This is a genomic window from Kitasatospora sp. NPDC054768 (assembly GCF_053612025.1).
In genome coordinates this window covers 46,399-63,964 of record NZ_JBSHBN010000008.1, presented here as the reverse complement: position 1 = coordinate 63,964, position 17,566 = coordinate 46,399, and the positions used below count along the sequence as shown (strand labels likewise).

Below are 17,566 nucleotides of genomic sequence, written 5' to 3'. Positions count from 1 at the left end.
CCTGACACCGGGCGGAGAGTGTGGCGGGGTCCGCCGGGGCCGAGTGCCCCGGTCCCCTCCCGAGAGGCCCCTCGTGAAGCCGTCCCCGAAGCCGTCCCCGAAGCCCTCCCCGAAGCCGTCCTCCCGTCCGTTGTCCCTCGCCGCCGGTGTCCTCGGCGTGGCCCTGGTCCTGTCCGCGGTCCCCTCCGCCGCCACGGCGGCCACCGCGGTCCCCTCCGGGCCCGCCACCGCGCCGACCGTCGCGGAGGAGGACGTGATGCCGCACCTGCGGGCCCTGCAGCGGATCGCCGATCGCAACGGCGGCAACCGCGCGCACGGCACCCGCGGATACGCGGAGTCGCTGGCGTACGTGCGCCACGCGCTGGACCGGGCCGGCTTCCGCACCGAAGTGCGCCGCTTCTCGCACGACGGCGCGACCGGCTACAACCTGATCGCCGACTGGCCCGGCGGCGACCCGAACCACGTGCTGCTCTCCGGCGCCCACCTGGACAGCGTCAAGCAGGGCCCGGGGATCAACGACAACGGGTCCGGCTCGGCCACGGTGCTGACCACCGCCCTCCAGGTGGCCAAGGCCCGGCTGAAGCCCGCCCGGCACCTGCGGTTCGCCTGGTGGGGAGCCGAGGAGGTCGGCCTGGTCGGTTCGGCCGACTACGTCCGCGGCCTGTCCGACGCCGACCGCAAGGCGGTCGACCTGTACCTCAACTTCGACCAGACCGGCAGCCGGAACACCCAGCAGTGGCTCGTGGTGAAGGACGGTCAGCAGGCCGACAGCGCGGCCGGGCAGGTCTTCGAGTCGTGGTTCGCCGCCCGGGGGCTCGCCACCTTCGACATCGGCGTGGGCGGGTCGGACAACGAGTCGTTCGGCAAGGCCGGCATCCCGTCCTCCGGCTTCAGCACCGGCATCTCCGACTGCATCCACGATGCCTGCGACAACCTCGCCAACGTCGACCCGGCGACGCAGACCACCAGCACCAACGCCCTGATCGGCGTGGTGTGGCAGCTCTCCGCCACCGCCCCCGCCACCGCCCGGCCCTGACCACCCGACACCCCCGCAGGAGGCACAGATGCCCGGAACACCGACCACCCGCCGCCGGACCGCCGCCGTGCTGGCGACCGCGACCGCCCTCGGCGTCGCCCTGACGGCCCTGCCCGCCTCGGCGGCCGGCCTCGGGGACCCGTACTTCCCCGATGACGGCGACTCCGGCTACGACGTGGGGCACTACGACGTCCGGATCGCCTACGACCCGGCGCGCACGGACCACCTGGACGGCGACACGACCGTCACCGCCCGGGCCGTCCGGGCGCTGGACCGCTTCAACCTGGACCTGAAGGGGTTCACGGTCTCCTCGGTCACCGTGAACGGCACGCCCGCGCGGTCCTTCTCGCGCTCCGGCGAGCACAAGCTGGTCGTCGTCCCGGCCCAACGGGTCGCCCGGGGCGCCACGTTCGCCGTCCGGGTGACGTACGCCGGCACGCCCGACGCCGAGGGCTGGCACACCCTGACGAACGGCGGCGCGAACGTGTCGGGCGAACCGCACTCCGCGACCTCGTGGTACCCGTCGAACGACCACCCGTCCGACAAGGCCACCTTCGCCCTCACGGCGACCGTCCCCGACGGCTGGACCGCCATCGGCAACGGCCTGCCGGGGCCCACCACCACCGCCAACGGCACGACGACGTTCCGCTGGCGCGAGGACCGGCCGATGGCGACGTACCTCGGCACGGTCGCCATCGACCGGTTCACCGTCCACCGGGCCCAGCTGCCCGACGGCAGGCCCGTCATCACGGCGTACAGCCCGGACGTCCCGATCGACGCGGCCACGGAGGCCGCGCAACCGGACGTCCTGGCCTTCCTGGCCTCGAAGTTCGGCCCGTACCCGTTCTCCTCGGCGGGCGCGATCGTGGTCGGCGAGTCCAAGAATCCCGGACGCGGTGCGGCGGCCCTGGAGACCCAGAGCCGGCCGACGTACATCGGGGCCCTCTACGACGAAGGGGTGGTCCACGAGAGCGCCCACCAGTGGTTCGGCAACAGCGTCTCGTTCACCGACTGGCGCGACGGCTGCATCGCCGAGTGCTTCGCCCAGTACGCCAACCAGCTGTGGGAGGAGCACAACGGCGCCGACCTCGACACCGGCTTCTACCCCCACGTGGTCGCCGAGAACAAGGACAACCCCTCGTTCTGGTCCACGAAGCTGTACGACCCCGGGAAGGGCAAGGAGCTCGCCCCCGCCCTGTACTTCAAGGGCTCCCTGATGCTGCACGCCCTGCGGCGCACCGTCGGCGACGACGCGTTCTTCGCCACCCTGCGCCGCTGGACCGCCGACCACGCCTACGGCAACGCCTCGTTCCCGCAGTTCGAGGCACTGGCCGCGCGGGTGTCGGGCAAGGACCTCAAGGGCTTCTTCGACGCCTGGGCCCACGGGACCACGCTCCCCGCCGAGGAGTACCTCTACCCGGGCCCCCTGGGCAACCGGTAGCCCGCCGCCGGGCCGGTGCGGCTCCGGACCGGAGCCGCACCGGGATCACCCCGGTGGCTACGAGCCGACGCCGGGCCGGGGGCCTCTCCCGGGACGGGCCCGCGGCCCGGTCCGCGGTGTCGGGATCTGAAGCACCGCATGCCGGGAGCCCGGCTCGGGCAGCAGCGTGCAGGTCGAGCGGCACGGGACGAAGAGCGCCTGGCCGCCCCGCAGTCGGACCGCCAGCGGCACCCGGTGCGCGTCGGTCGAGGCGGTGGAGCCGATCGGACCGGGGATCGTGTCCGTCGAGGCCGTCGAGGCGGTCGGCGCACCGACCAGGATGTCGGTGACGGAGGACAGCTGGAGTACCAGGAGTTCCTCCGAATCGGCCTGTCGCATCTGTGCCGCGTGCGGGTCCGCGGGGCCCTGAGGGAGGCTCCGGACGGTGACGCCCAGCAGTGCGCTCAGCCCGGTGGCGAGGGCTGCCGCGGCCTCCGCCGTGGACGGGTCGCCGGTGACGGGGGGCTCGTAGTCCGTCCACAGGACGGCCGGTCCTCCACCGGACCGGGCCGAAAGGAACGCGGCGAGTTCCCGGAGGTAGCCGCTCTCGTCGGCCGGTTCGTTCTCCTGATCGTCCGGCCCCCACTGCACCGTCGTCCTCCGTTCCGGAGCCTCGCGTCGGGAGGCTTCCCTTCGCCGGGCTCCATCATGGATTCCGGTGGTGGCGCCGGGACAGTCACGCGAACCCGGTCCCGCGCCTCCGGTCCCGGACTCGCGTGACCCTGCCACCCGAGTGACCCGGCCACCCCCGCACCCCTGCCTCCCGGGGTGTCGCTACTCGCCCAGCAGCCCGGTACGAGCGGCGGCCACACCGGCCTGGAACCGACTCTCGGCGTCCAACTGTCCCATGATGTCGGCGATGTGACGCCGCGCGGTGCGCAGAGACATCCCGAGGCGGCGGGCGATCGTCTCGTCCTTGAGCCCGGCGGCGAGCAGCCGCAGGATGGTCCGGTCGATCTCCTGGGAGACCTGCTCCAGGCCGTCCTCGGTGGCGGCGGAGAACGGCCTGGCACACGACCAGGACTGTTCGAAGATCTCGCACAGATAGGCGACCAGTGACTCCTGACGGACCGCCACCGCGCCCCAGGAGCCGTCGCTCGCGGGGATGAAGGCGAGTTCGCGGTCGAAGACGATGATCCGGCCGAACAGCTCGTGGACGGTGCGGTACTCGCCGCCGAGCGGCGAGGCCGCTTCCACGTACGCCTGACTGGGGCCGTTGAAGCGTGCGGTGTGGTGGTAGAGCGTGCGCATCCGCACCCCGCGGGCGAGCAGGGCGCGGTCACGGCCGAGTGCTTCCTCCATGGCTTCCGGCACGCGGCTTCCGCCACCGGGCTGGCTGGCCAGTACCTCGATCCGGCAGCTGTCCGAGGCCCGGTCGAGTGCCGCCCGTACCTCCTGCAGGCTGCTGATGACCTCGATCCCCTCACCGGCGCCGGCCATCCGCCCGCTCCGCCGGTAGTGGGGGAAGAAGCCGACGAGTTGGGCCTGTCCCCTGGCCAGCTCCTCCTGCTCGCGCCGGATCCGGGCCTCGACGGGGGCGGCGAGCCGGGCCATCGCGGCCTCCGGTGCGACGGCGTAGCCCGCCGCCGGGTCCTGCGGGTCCGGGTACACCAGGCGCAGGGCGCTCAGCCTGCGTACCGAGGAGGCGGCCCGGTCCGGGTTCAGTCCCAAGTCTGCGGCGATGGCGGCGGGTTCGAGCCGGTGGTGTTCCAGTACCCAGGAGTAGACCGCCGCGTCGACCTGATCGGGTTCCGTTCCGCCCGCCCGATCGTCCGGTTCGCCGGAAACATCCATGTACATCCCCCAGTCACTTTGCTGCCACCCAGCTTGGTGAGGTGGTCGGCCCGTAGGCGCGTGATCATCTCGCCGACATGCTAGATCACAGGCCGGGACCCGCTCGGCGAACCGTTGAGGTTCCCTCCAGGAGGACTCCATGAAGCGTTTCATCACCGCCGCCGTACTGCTCGCGGCGCTTCTCGGGATCAGCGCCCCCGCCGCGCTCGCCGTTCCGCAGGACCAGCCGACGGCGGCCCGCAACGTTCACGCGGACGACACCTCGTGGGGCGGCTCGTGCGCGACCCCCTCCTGCCAGCCCGTCTACTGAACGGTCGCCGTGACCACCGCTCCCGTTCGACGTCCCCTCAGCCAGGAGAGTGCCCCGATGTCCCGACCCGCCACCGCCACCCCCGCCCTGAGCCGCCGGGAGGTGGAGGTGCTGGAGCTGCTGGCCCGAGGAGCCACCTACGACACCATCGCGCGCCGCCTCCAGCTCAGCCCGCACACCGTCGACACCTACCTCCGACGGATCCGTAGCAAGACCGGCGCCACCACCCGCATGCAGTTGGCACTGTTCGCCTTCACCCACGGCCATGGCCTCCCCGCCTCGTGACGCGGCCCCGGGGCGCGTGCGCGATGTCGGGCCGGACACGGGCCCGCCCCCGCCGGCGGGTCCCGGCAGGGGCGGAGTCAGGCGCGGAGTCGGGCGCGGAGTCGGGCGCGGAGTCGGGCGCGGAGTCGGGCGCGGAGTCGGGCGCGGAGTCGGGCGCGGAGTCGGGCGAGGGGCAGTCAGGCCTTGATCGTCCAGCGCTGGTTCCAGTCGTTGGTGCAGGTCCAGACCCCGAGGGCCTTGTTGTCCTCGTCGTAGGTGAGGCAGTCGTCGGCGCTGACGCGGATCTGGTACTCGCCGTCGCCGAACGCGAAGACCTCCCACCTCTGGGCGGCGGAGCCCGTCCAGGGGCGCGCCTCGGCCAGGTAGCTCTTGGTGTTCTCGGTGAGGGCCAGGCCGGTGACGGCGTTGGTGATCTTGTACAGCCCGCCGGCGTCCTGGGTGAAGACCCAGCCGGTGGACTTGGCGGCGGTGCTGGTGGCGGCGGTGACCGGGCTGCCGCTCGCGGAGCCGTTGGCGGCGGGGGCCCGGCCGTTCTTGACGCTCGGGCGCAGCGTGCCGCCCAGCTGGGCGGCGCCCGAGTCGGCGACACCGAACCCCATCCGGATGTGGCCGCCGGGGATGCTGCTCCCGGTGTCGCCGGTCTCGTGCGCGGGGATGCCGGGGGTCTCCGGGCTGCTGATGGGGACCGCGGGGACGGTGATGACCTGGCCGCCGATCGGCACCTGCGGCGTCGAGGGGGTTCCGGGCGGCGGGGTGGAGCCGCTGGTGGACCCCGGCACCACTCGGGCCGGGAAGTGGATGTGCCGGCCCCCGTGGCCGCTGGTGTCCGAGTCGTGGCCGATGAAGGCCCAGTTCATGAAGCCGCCGTCACCGTAGTTGACGAAGTCCGATTCGCCCGCGAAGACCCAGACCTTGAAGTCGTCGTAGCCCTGCGGCCCGCCCTCCTTGTCGTGGTGCTCCAGCCTGACGTCGTCCTCGAACATCACCCCCCGCATGTTCGCCGAGTAGTCGTTCTTGAACCACTTGGTGTCAAAGGCGTCCGTCCCGTCGTACTTGAAGACGAGGACGTTGTAGCCGGGCGCGGCACTGCTCAGCTTCGTGACCAGGGCCTGGGTGAACTGGGCGTTCTCCATCTTCGCCTGCTTGGCCGCACCGAGGACGAACTTGACGGTGTCGGAGACGGCGCCGATCAGGGCGCTGGTGCAGTTGCCACCCCCGACGCCGTCCTTGCCGGCGCAGTCGGCCGCGACGGCCGGGGCCGGGGCCGCGACCAGAGCCGTACCGGCCCCGGCGAGGAGGCTGGCGGCCAGGGCGGTGGCGGTGGCGGACTTCTTCAGGCGGGCGCTAACGGCGCTCATGATGGGCTGCTTTCGGACGAGTTCGGAGGAAGCGTCAGGCGGACCGGCACAACGCGGTACGGGTGCGGGCGGCCAGGGGGCGTCACCGCCGCCACCTGTCCGGTCCGCCTTCCTGCCGGCGTTCCGTTCGGTGAGGTAGATCCTGCCGAGCCGCGATGGTCACGGACAGTCACGAAGATCCGGTGCCGGAGCGGCGGTACCTGGATCACGTGACACGCCCCGCGGCCGGAGCGGTGACGGACCTGCCGCCGGACGGAGGCCTGACAGCCGCGGGTCCCGCGTGTAGCGTCGCCCCATGACCGACGAGATCACGGCCAGGGCAGGCAGAGAGTTCTACACGTTCGACGGCCGGGTCCTGGAGGTCTTCGGGAGCTCTCCGAAGCGGTTCCACATCCGGAACACGGACCTGCGGGTCACGGGCCCCGACCGGAAGGGGAGGCGGACCGTCGAGGTCGTCGCCGGTCCGCCCGAGGCCCCGGCGACGCAGCACACCTGGCACCTCTCGGCCGAGGAATGGCAGCGGGCCCAGGGCCTGGAAGCCCTGCTGGAAACGGTACGGGCGGCCATCGCGTCCGCCCGGGAGCACGGAGCCTGAGAGTTGTCCGCAGCTGCGGCCGAGGACGGCCGCAGCCCTGTCAGCGGCTCGGGCACGGGTTCCGGTAGGCGATGTCGGGCGCGTACAGGCGCCATTGGGCGGGGCTGACGGAGCCCCTGCTGTAGGAGCACAGGCGGTCGGCGAGCCTGGCGGGATCGGTGTCGAGCAGCGAGACGGTCCTGTTGGAGGCGACGAGGAGGGTGGGCCCGGTCGCCACGAGCGCGACCGCGCGGATCGTGTCGCCGCTCGGATTGGCCACGGAGACCACGAGAACGGGGCTGGTGGGGTTGCGGACGTCCCAGAGTTCCAGGGTGCCGCTGTTCCAGATCGCCATGAGCGCGCCGTTCTGCGCGAATTCGACGCCCTTGACGCCCTGCACCGTCTGAATGGTCGTCTCGGGCCGGGGATGCCCCGGATCGCCGATGTCCCAGAGGGAGACGGCGCTTCCGTTGTTGGCGCCGGCGGCGAGCAGCCGGCCGTCGCTGCTCAGTCCCAGGACGTCGTTGAAGGCACCGGGCACGGTGACCCTCGACGTCGGCTCGCCGCCGGCGGTGAAGTGGAACAGTTCCAGGGCCGAGCACTTGCAGCTGGTGTCCGGTGTGCTCGTGACGGCCATGACCGTACCGGCCGGGGTGTCGCGGGAGAGCGCGGAACCCATGTTCAGCGAGTCGGCGGAGCCGCCGGAATCGGAGGAGCCCTCCGGGGGTTTGATCGCCGACGAGCCGGTGCGCCTCGGTTTCGCCGGGTCGCTGACGTCCCACCAGTCGAAGCCGGCCTTGCTCGCCAGGTAGGCCGTGCGGCCGTGGTTCACCAGGCCGGCGTCGTGGCCGTCGGCGTCGGGGGCGGGGATCGAGCCGACCTCCGTCGCGTCGAGCGAGTCGGTGACCCGCCACAGGTGGAGTGCCCGGCCCCTGATCACCGCGATGAGGTGGCCGCGGTCGTCCCAGGTCACCCCGAAGCTGATGATCACGTCACCGACGGTCGACGGGGTGGCGGGGAAGTCGGCGGTGCCGAGGGAGCCGGCCTTGACCGGGCGGTGCGGATCGCTCACGTTCCAGAGCCGGACCTCGCCCTCCCATCCGACGGTCAGCAGCGCGTCCGCGCGGAGGAACGCGGTGCTCCGCACGGAGACCGGCAGGGTCGCGACGAGTGCGGGGCCCGTGGACGCGGAGAGGTCCCAGAGCCCGACGGACTGCGTGGTCGGGGTCGGCGCCGTTGCGGTGACCTGCTGCGCCGCGGCCATCAGGCGGCCGTCCGGGCTGAACGACCAGGAGGGGAGGCCGCCGGGCAGCCGGGCCTCGTCGATCTGCCGGACCGGTGCGCGCCACCGGCGCAGCACGCCGTCGGCGCCCACGGTCAGCAGCCCGCCGGCCACGGTCGTGGCCATGGCGTAGAGGCCGGAGGCCGTCTTCATGCAGCTCGACTTCGCGGACACCAGGGCCAGGTTGTCCGCGGACAGGGGGACGAAGCACAGATCGCCCTTGGGGTCCTTCACGTCCGTCCCGCCGTAGGCGAGCTGGCGGCCGTCCCGGCTGAAGGCCACCGCACTCACGTTCGCGGAGCCCCCCGTCGAGACTCTGACGGCCTCGGGGTGGGCCGGGTCCCCGAGCCGCCAGAGACCGACGTCCCGCTGGCTTCCGGCGGCCAGCAGGCCGCCGTCGGGGCTGAAGACGATCGACTTGTACCCGGTCTCCAGGGTGGCCGGATTGGCCGGGTCGACCGGGTTGACCGGGTTGACCGGGTCGGCGATGTCCCACAGCTGGGTCCTGCCGCCGAGAACGGTGGTGGCGAGCAGGCTTCCCCGCGGTGCGAAGGCCACGGCGGCGAGGGCCGCGGGTCCCTGCCCGGTCGGGTTGCGCAGCCGGGCGAGCTCCGTGGGGGCGGTGGGCCGGGCGATCGACCACAGGCGGGTGTCGCCGTTTCCCAGGGCCGCTGCCAGCAGCGTGCCGTCCGCGCTGGTGGCCATCGACATGACGCCCGCCCGTTCCCCCGTCGGGTCGGTCGCCAAGGGCAGACGGGCCGCGATCACGGGCTTCCCGGGGTCGGCGAGGCTCCACAGGCACAGGCCTCCCCCGGTGCCGCACGAGGCGGCCAGGTGGGACCCGTCCGGGGTGAGGGCGATGCCCGTCAGGCCGACCTCGACGGTCGAGCGGAGCGCCGGCGCGTCCGGGTCGGCGATGTCCCAGATCCGGACCACTCCGTCCTGGTTCACCGCGGCGACCAGGGACGCGCGGGCGGCGGTCGCCATGACGAGGGTGTCCTTCCCGACCTCGCCGACGACACTGTTCAGCAACGAGCCGCTCAGGTCGTACAGCTGGGCGGCGGCCTCCCGGGTGGGGGACGTCCGGTGGGCGGCGATCGCGAACTGGGCGGCCAGTCCGGGATCGGTGCCGCCGAGGGCCTGCGCGCGGGCGGCCAGATCCTTGGAGTCGACGACCGCGGCCTTCTGGGCGGTGGCCTCCCGCTCCCGGGCGGTGGCGTGGCGTTCCCGCACGGTGAGCACGCCCCCGGTCGCGGCGGCCAGCAGCGTCACGCACAGCGCCGCGGCCACCGTGCCCTGCCTCCGCCGGCGCGACCGGCGGTGGACGCGACCGCGTTCCAGGTAGTCCCGTTCGGCCTCGCTCAGATCCCCGGCCCGGCTGTGCAACCAGGGCTCGGCGCCCGCCAGCGTGATCCTCTTCGGCAGCAGATCGTGGTCGCGCCCGCCGCGCTCCCAGCGCTCCCGGTCGTGCCGCAGGACCTCCCTCCAGGCCAGGAACGCGCGGTCCTCCTCGACCCAGGCGCGCAGCTTGTCCCAGGCGTTGATCAGCGCCTCGTGCGCGAGCTCCACCGTGTCCACGCCTTCGGCGCTGCGCCCGACGACCAGCAGCCGCTCGTCGGCGAGCCGCCGGGCGATGCGCCACTCGTCCTCGCCGAGCTCGGTGCGCAACGCCGTCCGACGGGTGGCGGACAGCGAACCCAGTGGCACCCGGACGAGCTGGGTGAAGAGACGACGGGCGACCCCCTTCTCCTCCTCCGGCGAAACCTTGTACCGCAGGACGTCGTTGGCGTAGGCGCCCAGCGCGCCCTTGACGCCGCCGAGCGCCTCGTAGGCCTGGTGGGTCAGCAGACCGGCGTCCTGGCGCCGCCAGAGCAGGTCGAGGGTGAAGCCCAGCAGCGGCAGCGCGCCCGGTTCGGCTCCGGTGTCGTCCAGCAGGCGCTCGGCCAGGTTGGGCGCGTAGCGCACCCCCGCGACGGCGTCGACCGGCGCGGTGACGACCTGGTGCAGCTGCTCGCGGCTCATCGGGCCGAGTGCGTAGACCTGCCGGCCGATGACCGGGCCGAGGAGCGGATGGGCGAGGGCCTCCTCCAGGAAGTCGGCCCGCAGGGTGGTCAGGACGCGGACGGTGTTCGGCAGGGTGTCGGTGAACAGCACTGCGGCCAGTTCGTCGACGGCGGACCGGCCGCGCACCAACAGCTCCTCGAACTGGTCCAGCACCAGGAGCAGTTGGTTCGCGCCGTGGATTTCCAGGAGCCGGGGCACGAGGTCGGCCATGCCTCGCGGCCCGGCCAGCACGGCGGCCAGGACGGGGGCCCGCTCAAGACGCTGCGTCGCCGACAGCGCCGGCTCCAGCAACGGCAGCAGCGCGGCGGCCAGCGCCGACAGCGGACTGCTGCCGGAGTCCGGCCGCAGGGTCACCGCCAGCGCCCCCGCCGCACGGCGCCGGGGGACCACCCCGGCCATGGCCAGCGACGACTTCCCGGAGCCGGAGGGGCCGACGACGGTGACCCAGCGCTCGCGCGCCGTCAGGACGGCGACCTCCTCGCTCTCGGTGTGCCGGCCGTGGAAGACCGCCGCGTCCGACTCCTGGAACGAGGTCAGGCTGCGGAACGGCGACGGCGGCATCGCGACGGCCCGCAGCCCGGGCCAGGCCGCCGTCAGGCCGTCGGTGGGGGTCAGGTAGCTCACCGGGGGATCGGTCGCCTCGGCGATCGTCACCATGCCGACCACCCCGCCGAGCCGGTCGTCCCACACCGGGCTCCCGCTGAACCCCCCGGAGACCCGGTAGCCCCGGGAGGCGAGGTCGACCTGGAGCAGCCCCCCGCCCTGTCGGCCCCTCAGCACGCCCGCGTGCCAGACCCCGTCCGAACGGCCCACCGGGAAGCCGAACACCCGCACGGGGTGGTCCCAGACGTTCTCGGCCCTGGTCTCGACGGGCCGGACCGGGCGGGCGCCGGCCAGCGGGGCGGCCAGCCGCAGCACCGCGACGTCCCCGCCGCGCTCCGGGGTCCGCGGCACCCAGTGCTCGACGACCGCCATCACCCCCGCCACGGCCGGCCGACCCGCCCCGGACGGCACCGGCAGCAGGGGCAGGTCCACGAACACCCAGGACCCGACGCCCGGTTCGACGCCCTGCCCGGCGAGCGCCGCCGAGACCACGTGCGCACAGGTGACGGCCAGGTCGGGTGCGACCAGGAAGCCGGCACCGACCGGCCTGCTCAGCGCGTCGTGGATCCGCAGCACCGCGGCGTCCAGCGCGTTCGACCCGACGCCCTCCACGGGCCCGGGGACCGGCGCCGTCACGGCGCGGGCTCCTCCGCCGCCGCTTCGACCACCTGGTCCGTCCCGTCGGCCGGTGTCCGTTTCCAGGTCAGCGAGACCTTGAAGTTCGCCTGCGCCGAGGTGCTGGAGATCACCACGTCCGCCTCCGCGGACAGCGACAGCCCGAACTCGATGCCGATCTCGTCCGGTGCGTGGGCCATGCCGCGGAAGCCGTCGACGAAGTCCTGCGCCACCGGCCTCACCCCGGCCAGCATCTCGCCCAGCGACCGTGTGGCACGGGCCACCACCTGGCCGGGCCGGGCCACCTGCACCAGGCCCTCCGCGGCCTGCTCGATCTCGATCCTCACGACGTCCGGGATACCGGCCCCCGGACCGACCGGCAGTTCAACGAGGTACGCCATCTCTCCCCCTCGGAGCCTCACGGCCCCATGCGTGCGTGGTGTCCCTGTCCCTGTCCCCGTATCGCTCCCGCCGACGCGGCCGGCGCGAACCCGTGGGAACCCGCCTGCCGGGCAGGGGGAATCACCGTACAAGCCCGCACCGGGGAGTGCCTCGGGAACGGACAGAAATGGCGACAACTCGTATATGAGTACTAAGACTTGTGGATCTCAGCGGTGGGCGGATGCCACCGCCCTCAGCGCGTTCCTCGCGCCGTACCGCACCCGGCGGACGGTCTCGGACCTCCCCACGGCAGAGGGCCCGGGCAGGAACGGAGAGCGTCCCCGGAGCCGACTCCATGACGGCCCCGGCCCCTGGGTCAGGAGAACTCGCGCAGGCGCGGCCGCACTCCCAGCACGGTCAGGGCGAGTGCCGCCGCCAGCACCGCCGCGCCCGTACCCGCGGTGACGGCGTCGAGGTCGCCGTCGGTGGCGGCGACGGCCGCGTCGAAGGCGCGCTGGTTGATGGCCTGGTTGTCGTCCAGGGCCGCAGCGAGCGTTCCGAAGTCGGCGTTGGACTGGCCGGGGGTGAGGCCGGTGTTGTAGGTGACGGCCTCCTTGAGCCTCCCCTGGGCGTTCAACTCGCGGATCCTCCGGTCGTCGCGCTGGTACTGCTGGAAGGCGGCCAGGACCCGTTCCGCCGCGTCCTGCTCCCCGGGGAAGGTGATGTTGCGCAGTTCGTCGCCGAGGTACCCGCCGAACCCCACCTGGCCGTGGTCGGCCCGGTGCCGGTCCGCCAGTACGGCGAGCCGGTCGTTGTACGCGGCGAGGGCGGCACCGTCGACCCGGGCGAAGGACTGGGTCTTGTCGAGGAAGCTCTGCTCGTAGGCGGCCGCCCGGGCGGGGTCGGTCAGGTAGCGGCTCTCGTCGGCGTTCAGGTCGTACGCCACCGCGCGCGCCCGGCTGAGCGCGATCACCGAGTCGAAGGAGTTGCTCTTGGCGATCACCAGCCGGTGATCGGTCCGGGAGGCCAGTGTCAGCGCGGCGGCCAGCCCCACGAGGGCGAGCAGGCTCGTGACGGCCAGCGGCACGTTCACCAGCCGCCGGAAGCGCACGGCGAGCACCCGCTGCAGCAGCCCGAGCGCGGCCAGCACGACCAGACCGGTGAGCAGGATCCACCACCGGCCGCCGGACAGGGCGTCACGCCGGTCGGTGTAGTTGCGTTCCACGACGGCCGCGTTGGCCTTGGTGACGTCGTCGACGGCGGGCAGCAGGCGCTGGCGCAGCAGGTCGGTGGCCTGCCGGTAGGCCGCGAGGGCCTCGGCCGACGGGCGGCCGGCCGGGGCCCGGGCCTGGTCCTCCAGCAGCTGGGCCCGGGCCGTCAGGGCCTCGTAGCTCCCGAGTTCACCGATGACGGTCTGCACGGCCCGCTCCCCGGCCCGGTCGCCCGCCGCCGCCTCCGCGACCTGCTGCAGGTCGGTGTCGGCCTGGGTGCGCCGCTGTTCGAAGGTGTCCAGGGTCGCCCTGCGCGGCGCCGCGTAGTCCGGATCGGCGCCGAACAGCAGCAGGTTGGCGGCCTGGGCGTCCATGTCGTTGAGCGCGAAGTACAGGTCCGCCGAGCGCACCACCTGCGGGGCCGCCCGGTGACCGATCACGTCCGTGCCGTCCCGGGCCCCGCCCAGGACGGCGCCGCCGACCGCTCCGGCGCCGAGCAGCGCCGCGAGGCAGAGGCCGGTGAGCCCGCGCACCAGGCGCGGGGTGGTCCACCGGGCCCGGCTGCGCCCGGGGCGCCAGTGACGGGGGGCGCGCGGCCCGGGTGGTGGTTCGGCTGTCTCCTGTCGCGCCGTCTCCGGCGCGACCGTTTTCCCCACGACCGCCGTACCGCCCGACGTTCCCGTTGGCATCGCCGCGCGCCCCCTCCCCCTGTTTCACCGGCCGCCGAACCTTCCCCGGAGGAACCCGCCGGGGGTCGGGGTTCGGCCAACGGTCCGCCGCCGGGACGCGTGCCCGACTGGAGAACCGTTTCCTCGCAGCTCACGCTAGGCGCGGCCGAACACCCGTCCGCTCGCTCTAACGCCTACTTGACGCCGCCGGCCGCGATCTTGACGAAGCCTTGGCGGTGCTTCGGCCGGTGATCGTCCGCTGTTGCCCGGCAAGGCCCGTCGCAGGCCCGTACGCCGAGCACCTTCCGGGAGCGCCGAGCCCCGGGGCCCTCCGTCCGTCCAGCCGGACGGCGGGCCCCGGGGTCCTCAAGCGGCGCACCCGGTGCCGGTGTCACGCGGCACCGGGTGGGTCCATCGGGTCAACGCCCGGGCTTCCGGCCGTGGTTGGCCTTCTTCTTCCGCCGGGCCTTCTTCTTGCGGGCGCGCCTGGACATCGTGCTCCTCCTCCCGGTCCGTGGGGTGCCGGCGGTTCAGGCGGCCAGGCCGGCCAGCTGGTCGGCGAGCCTGGCCAGTCGCTTCAGCGAGCGCTCCTCCTGGGCGGCCTGCGCCACGGGCGCGATGGCTTCGCCGTCGAAGTAGGCGCCGTTGGCCACGACCGTCCCCGGCAGGCAGAGCCGCACCACGGCCGCCGCCCCCTCCGCCGCCGGCGCGCCGGTGCGCCCGTACAGCGGCAGCAGCGCGGTGGCGCACTGGCCCGGGTCGAGACTGACGGCGGTGATGCCGGAGCCGGCCGGGGCCATCCCGGCGGTCGCCATGGTGAGCGCCAACTGCGACTGCGCGTACGCGGCGACCCGCGAGTACCTCTTCGTCCGGTGCGGGTCCGACCAGTTCATCGAGGCGGTGCGGTGCAGCGAGGAGGAGACGTTGACGATCCGGGCGTCGCCGGCCGCCGCGAGCGGGGCGCGCAGCAGCCTCGCCAGCAGGTGCGCGGCCAGGAAGTTGACCTGGAGCGAGACCTCGTTGCCGTCGCCGGTCAGGGTGCAGCGCTCGGGCGCCATCGCGGCGGCGTTGTTCACCAGCAGGTCCAGCGCCGGATAGTGCTTGACGACCGTACCGGCCAGCACCGCGACCTCCGCGAGGTGGGTGAAGTCGGCTGCCAGCTCGACGAGTTGGTCCCGCCGGGCGCCCGCGGCGACCAGCCGCTCGACGGCTTCCGCCGCCTCGGCGGCGGTCCGGGCGTGCACGAGCACGGTCGCACCGTACCCGGCGAGCAGTCGGGCGGTCTCCCAACCGATCCCGGAGGAGGCACCGGTGACGAGGGCGGTGCGGGCGGACAGCACAGTGTCGGACATGACCCATCCAAGGGTGGAAGGCACCGGCGGGGTGCGGGAGTTGCGCGGCACAGGGCCGCTCGCTCCCGGGGCCGCCGGTGCGGGAAAGGTGTGGTGCGATGAGAGGAGGCCGCCCGTCCCCCGCCCCTCGGAGCCGGTCGGGGCCGGGGGACGGGCGGCGGTGATCGGCACGGAGCCGGTGGAGGACACCGGACCCCGTACCCCGCGGCCGGCGGAGAGCGGGAAGCGGCTCGGTCCTACCGGACGGCGGTGGCGACCGCGACAGCGACGATCCGCGGCCGACTATGCGGCGGGCGGTCGTGGTGGCGTGTCGAGCGGTGCATGTGCTCCATCAAAGCCCGCCCGCATGCCCGGGGCAAGCGCGTTCACCCTCCCTGACGAACCCCTGACGCCCACCGACGCGCTACTGACGCATCGTTGACGCGCCCGCCCGGACCGGCGACGGGCGCACGCCGGTCCCTCGCGCCGACGACCCCGGCCCGGCTTCCGGTGCGTCAGCCGGTTGCCGGCCCCGGCCGGTGGGACAAGCGGATCACCGTCGTGGAGTCGACGGTGCGGGCGCCGGCCATGGTGCCGCACCCGGTGCTGATGCTGGTGCCCGCGCCGTTCAGCGTGTCACCGGCGAAGCGCGCGCTGTCGGAGGCGACCCTGCCCGCGGCGACCAGCGAGGCGGTCCCGTAGGCCTTGACGACGTCGACGCGGTCGAACCCGAACGTGGAGACGGCGCCGTCCGCCCAGGTGACGCGGGTGGCCGAGGTGTCGCCGTGCTCGTCGCCGGTGCATTCGGTGCGCGGCAGGGTGACGGTGTGGTCGACGGTCCCGGCCGCGACGGGCCGGCCTGCCGGGTCGACGCACTTCACGGTGCCGGTCATGTGCAGGGTGTCGGCCTGGGGCGCGTTGCCGCCGCCGGGGCCGACGGGGGTGTCGAAGGTGCCGTGGAGGGTGCGCACGCAGGTGGCGTCGACCTCGGGATCGGCGGAGGCGGCGCCGGCCGGAATGGCCGCTTCGAGGAGTGCCACGGCGGTCAGTGCGGCGCCGACGAGTACGGGTTTCATGAGCTGGATCTTCTCCTGTTGAATTCGGGTTCGATCAACGAATTTCCTGGACCACGGCTTCGGCGCCGCGCACGGGAGCCAGGGCCGTAACCACCCGGTCCACCCGCGAGAGATATTCCGACCGGGAAACGATCTGATCGTTATCCGAATCAAACATTGAGAAGATACGACGTTCTACTTCATCACACACAGCAGTCCCCTCCGGTATTCGTCTGCGGTTTTCCGGAACCGCACAATACCGACGGAGACGCCGGTTCCCAGGAGGCGCGCGATCCGGGGAGGCGCCCGATCCACCCGCCGTGGGCGGGCCGCGGTGCACCGGCCGCGACCACCGCCGGTGCACCGCTCCTCCTGGTTCCCGCGCTCAGTGAAGGACGTCGAGCGCGTTGTCCGCGTCGTTGACGAAGTAGACGGCGTCCTGGTCGAGATCCAGCGCGAGACCGAAGAGCGCACCGGCGCCGGGCGGGGTGCCCTCGTTGTTGATCTGCTTGCTCGCCACCTGCCGCCCCTCGGGAGTCGTCTCGACGATGTTGCCGTCCCCGCCGTTGACCGTGAGGATGTCACCCCGGGGTGCGATCGCCAGCCCCAGCGGGGCGTTGAGGCCGCCGCCCTCGGTGACGACCCGGCCGATGCCCGCGCTGTCCGTGCGGGCGACCGCGTGCGGGATCGCGGTGATCCGGCTCAGCACCGCGTCGGCGACGAACAGCGTGCCGTCATGGCCGAGGCCGACCCCGGTCGGGCCGACCACCAGGGCCGCCGGGTCCGTCCGCTCGGGGAACCCGGAGCCGATCTCGGTGGTGGCCACCCGCTGCGGCGGCTGGTCGTCCTCGGTGCACAGGGTGATCCGCAGGACGGTTCCCCGGTCGACCTCCGCGCCGCCGCCGGCGACCGTCCCGTTGAGCACGTTGGTGACGAACAGCTCGCTGCGCTTTCCGGTGCTGACGGCGGTCATGTCCCACGGACCGTTGATGCCGTCGCCCGCGATGGTCTCCCGGACGGTTCCGTGCCGGTCGAGCACCAGCAGGCAGCCGGCCTCGGCGGTGTCGGACGTGCCGTCCGCGGTGGGCAGGCTGCCGACCACGACCCAGCCGCCGGGCAGGACGGTCAGCGCCGTGGTGAGGCCGACCCCGCCGGGGCAGGGGCCGGGCAGGTTGTTCGGGTCGATCGTGGCGAACGTCGTCCTGCTGCCGCCCGGGGTGACCTGGACCAGGGTGGTGCCGGTGCCCTGGAGGTTGGCGGAGTTGTTGAAGTTGCTGATCAGGACGTTGCCCCGGTGCAGGTCACCGACGCTCTCCTGGATGGTGAACGTGCCGTACGGGTTGACGTCGCCGTTCTCGGGGACGGTGGACGCGACGGCGGACACGGTGTGCAGCCGGTCCAGGAACGGCGGCGGGTCCGCCGCGCCGGCCGGGGACGCGGCAGCGGCCAGACCGAGGGTCAGCGCGGTGGTCACCAGCGCGTTCGAACATGCCCGAAGCTTCATGTGCACATGCCTTCT

15 protein-coding genes are annotated in these 17,566 nt (G+C 73.3%); 5 read left to right on the top strand and 10 right to left on the bottom strand.

The window, feature by feature from the left end:
- Nucleotides 1-73 precede the first annotated feature (73 nt).
- Both ACWGKU_RS04030 and ACWGKU_RS04025 read left to right on the top strand, forming a co-directional pair.
- Complete coding sequence (locus ACWGKU_RS04030) at nt 74-1,036, top strand: M28 family peptidase (RefSeq protein WP_452177338.1); 963 nt, start codon at nt 74-76, stop codon at nt 1,034-1,036.
- Nucleotides 1,037-1,064: 28 nt separating this feature from the next.
- Entirely contained in the window at nt 1,065-2,477 is a 1,413-nt protein-coding gene (locus ACWGKU_RS04025) for a M1 family metallopeptidase (protein WP_452177337.1), read from the top strand.
- Between the two features lie 57 nt (nt 2,478-2,534).
- On the opposite strand, the gene ACWGKU_RS04020 is transcribed toward ACWGKU_RS04025, so the two are convergent.
- Nucleotides 2,535-3,107 carry a hypothetical protein gene (locus ACWGKU_RS04020; protein ID WP_452177336.1) on the bottom strand — a complete coding sequence of 191 codons (573 nt, stop codon included), beginning with the start codon at nt 3,105-3,107 and terminating at the stop codon, nt 2,535-2,537.
- A 183-nt stretch (nt 3,108-3,290) separates the two neighbouring features.
- On the bottom strand, nt 3,291-4,316 hold the full coding sequence (locus ACWGKU_RS04015) for a helix-turn-helix transcriptional regulator (protein WP_452191334.1): 1,026 nt from the start codon (nt 4,314-4,316) through the stop codon (nt 3,291-3,293).
- 133 nt (nt 4,317-4,449) lie between these two features.
- On the opposite strand from ACWGKU_RS04015, the gene ACWGKU_RS04010 reads away from it, so the two are divergent.
- Both ACWGKU_RS04010 and ACWGKU_RS04005 read left to right on the top strand, forming a co-directional pair.
- A complete protein-coding gene (locus ACWGKU_RS04010) occupies nt 4,450-4,620 on the top strand; it encodes a hypothetical protein (RefSeq protein WP_401049300.1) in 171 nt (56 codons plus the stop codon).
- A 57-nt stretch (nt 4,621-4,677) separates the two neighbouring features.
- Nucleotides 4,678-4,905 (top strand): response regulator transcription factor, encoded by a 228-nt coding sequence (locus ACWGKU_RS04005; protein WP_401049302.1) that lies wholly within the window; start codon nt 4,678-4,680, stop codon nt 4,903-4,905.
- A 176-nt stretch (nt 4,906-5,081) separates the two neighbouring features.
- Here the strand turns inward: ACWGKU_RS04005 and ACWGKU_RS04000 are convergent, their stop codons facing one another.
- Nucleotides 5,082-6,263 (bottom strand): RICIN domain-containing protein, encoded by a 1,182-nt coding sequence (locus ACWGKU_RS04000; protein ID WP_452177334.1) that lies wholly within the window; start codon nt 6,261-6,263, stop codon nt 5,082-5,084.
- Nucleotides 6,264-6,558: 295 nt separating this feature from the next.
- Here ACWGKU_RS04000 and ACWGKU_RS03995 point away from each other — a divergent pair, with 295 nt between their 5' ends.
- Complete coding sequence (locus tag ACWGKU_RS03995; RefSeq protein ID WP_401049306.1) at nt 6,559-6,858, top strand: hypothetical protein; 300 nt, start codon at nt 6,559-6,561, stop codon at nt 6,856-6,858.
- A 40-nt stretch (nt 6,859-6,898) separates the two neighbouring features.
- Here the strand turns inward: ACWGKU_RS03995 and ACWGKU_RS03990 are convergent, their stop codons facing one another.
- The 7 genes from ACWGKU_RS03990 to ACWGKU_RS03960 form a co-directional block, all read right to left on the bottom strand.
- Entirely contained in the window at nt 6,899-11,422 is a 4,524-nt protein-coding gene (locus ACWGKU_RS03990; RefSeq protein WP_452177333.1) for an nSTAND1 domain-containing NTPase, read from the bottom strand.
- A complete protein-coding gene (locus ACWGKU_RS03985; RefSeq protein WP_401055229.1) occupies nt 11,419-11,802 on the bottom strand; it encodes a CU044_2847 family protein in 384 nt (127 codons plus the stop codon). Before ACWGKU_RS03985 ends, ACWGKU_RS03990 begins: the two co-directional genes overlap by 4 nt.
- A gap of 356 nt (nt 11,803-12,158) precedes the next feature.
- A complete protein-coding gene (locus tag ACWGKU_RS03980; RefSeq protein ID WP_452177332.1) occupies nt 12,159-13,526 on the bottom strand; it encodes a hypothetical protein in 1,368 nt (455 codons plus the stop codon).
- A 554-nt stretch (nt 13,527-14,080) separates the two neighbouring features.
- Nucleotides 14,081-14,155 carry a 50S ribosomal protein bL37 gene (locus ACWGKU_RS03975; RefSeq protein ID WP_401052252.1) on the bottom strand — a complete coding sequence of 25 codons (75 nt, stop codon included), beginning with the start codon at nt 14,153-14,155 and terminating at the stop codon, nt 14,081-14,083.
- A 36-nt stretch (nt 14,156-14,191) separates the two neighbouring features.
- A complete protein-coding gene (locus tag ACWGKU_RS03970) occupies nt 14,192-15,013 on the bottom strand; it encodes an SDR family NAD(P)-dependent oxidoreductase (protein ID WP_401052245.1) in 822 nt (273 codons plus the stop codon).
- A 494-nt stretch (nt 15,014-15,507) separates the two neighbouring features.
- Nucleotides 15,508-16,068 carry a hypothetical protein gene (locus tag ACWGKU_RS03965; protein ID WP_452177331.1) on the bottom strand — a complete coding sequence of 187 codons (561 nt, stop codon included), beginning with the start codon at nt 16,066-16,068 and terminating at the stop codon, nt 15,508-15,510.
- 364 nt (nt 16,069-16,432) lie between these two features.
- A complete protein-coding gene (locus ACWGKU_RS03960) occupies nt 16,433-17,551 on the bottom strand; it encodes a hypothetical protein (RefSeq protein ID WP_452177330.1) in 1,119 nt (372 codons plus the stop codon).
- Between the last annotated feature and the right edge of the window lie 15 nt (nt 17,552-17,566).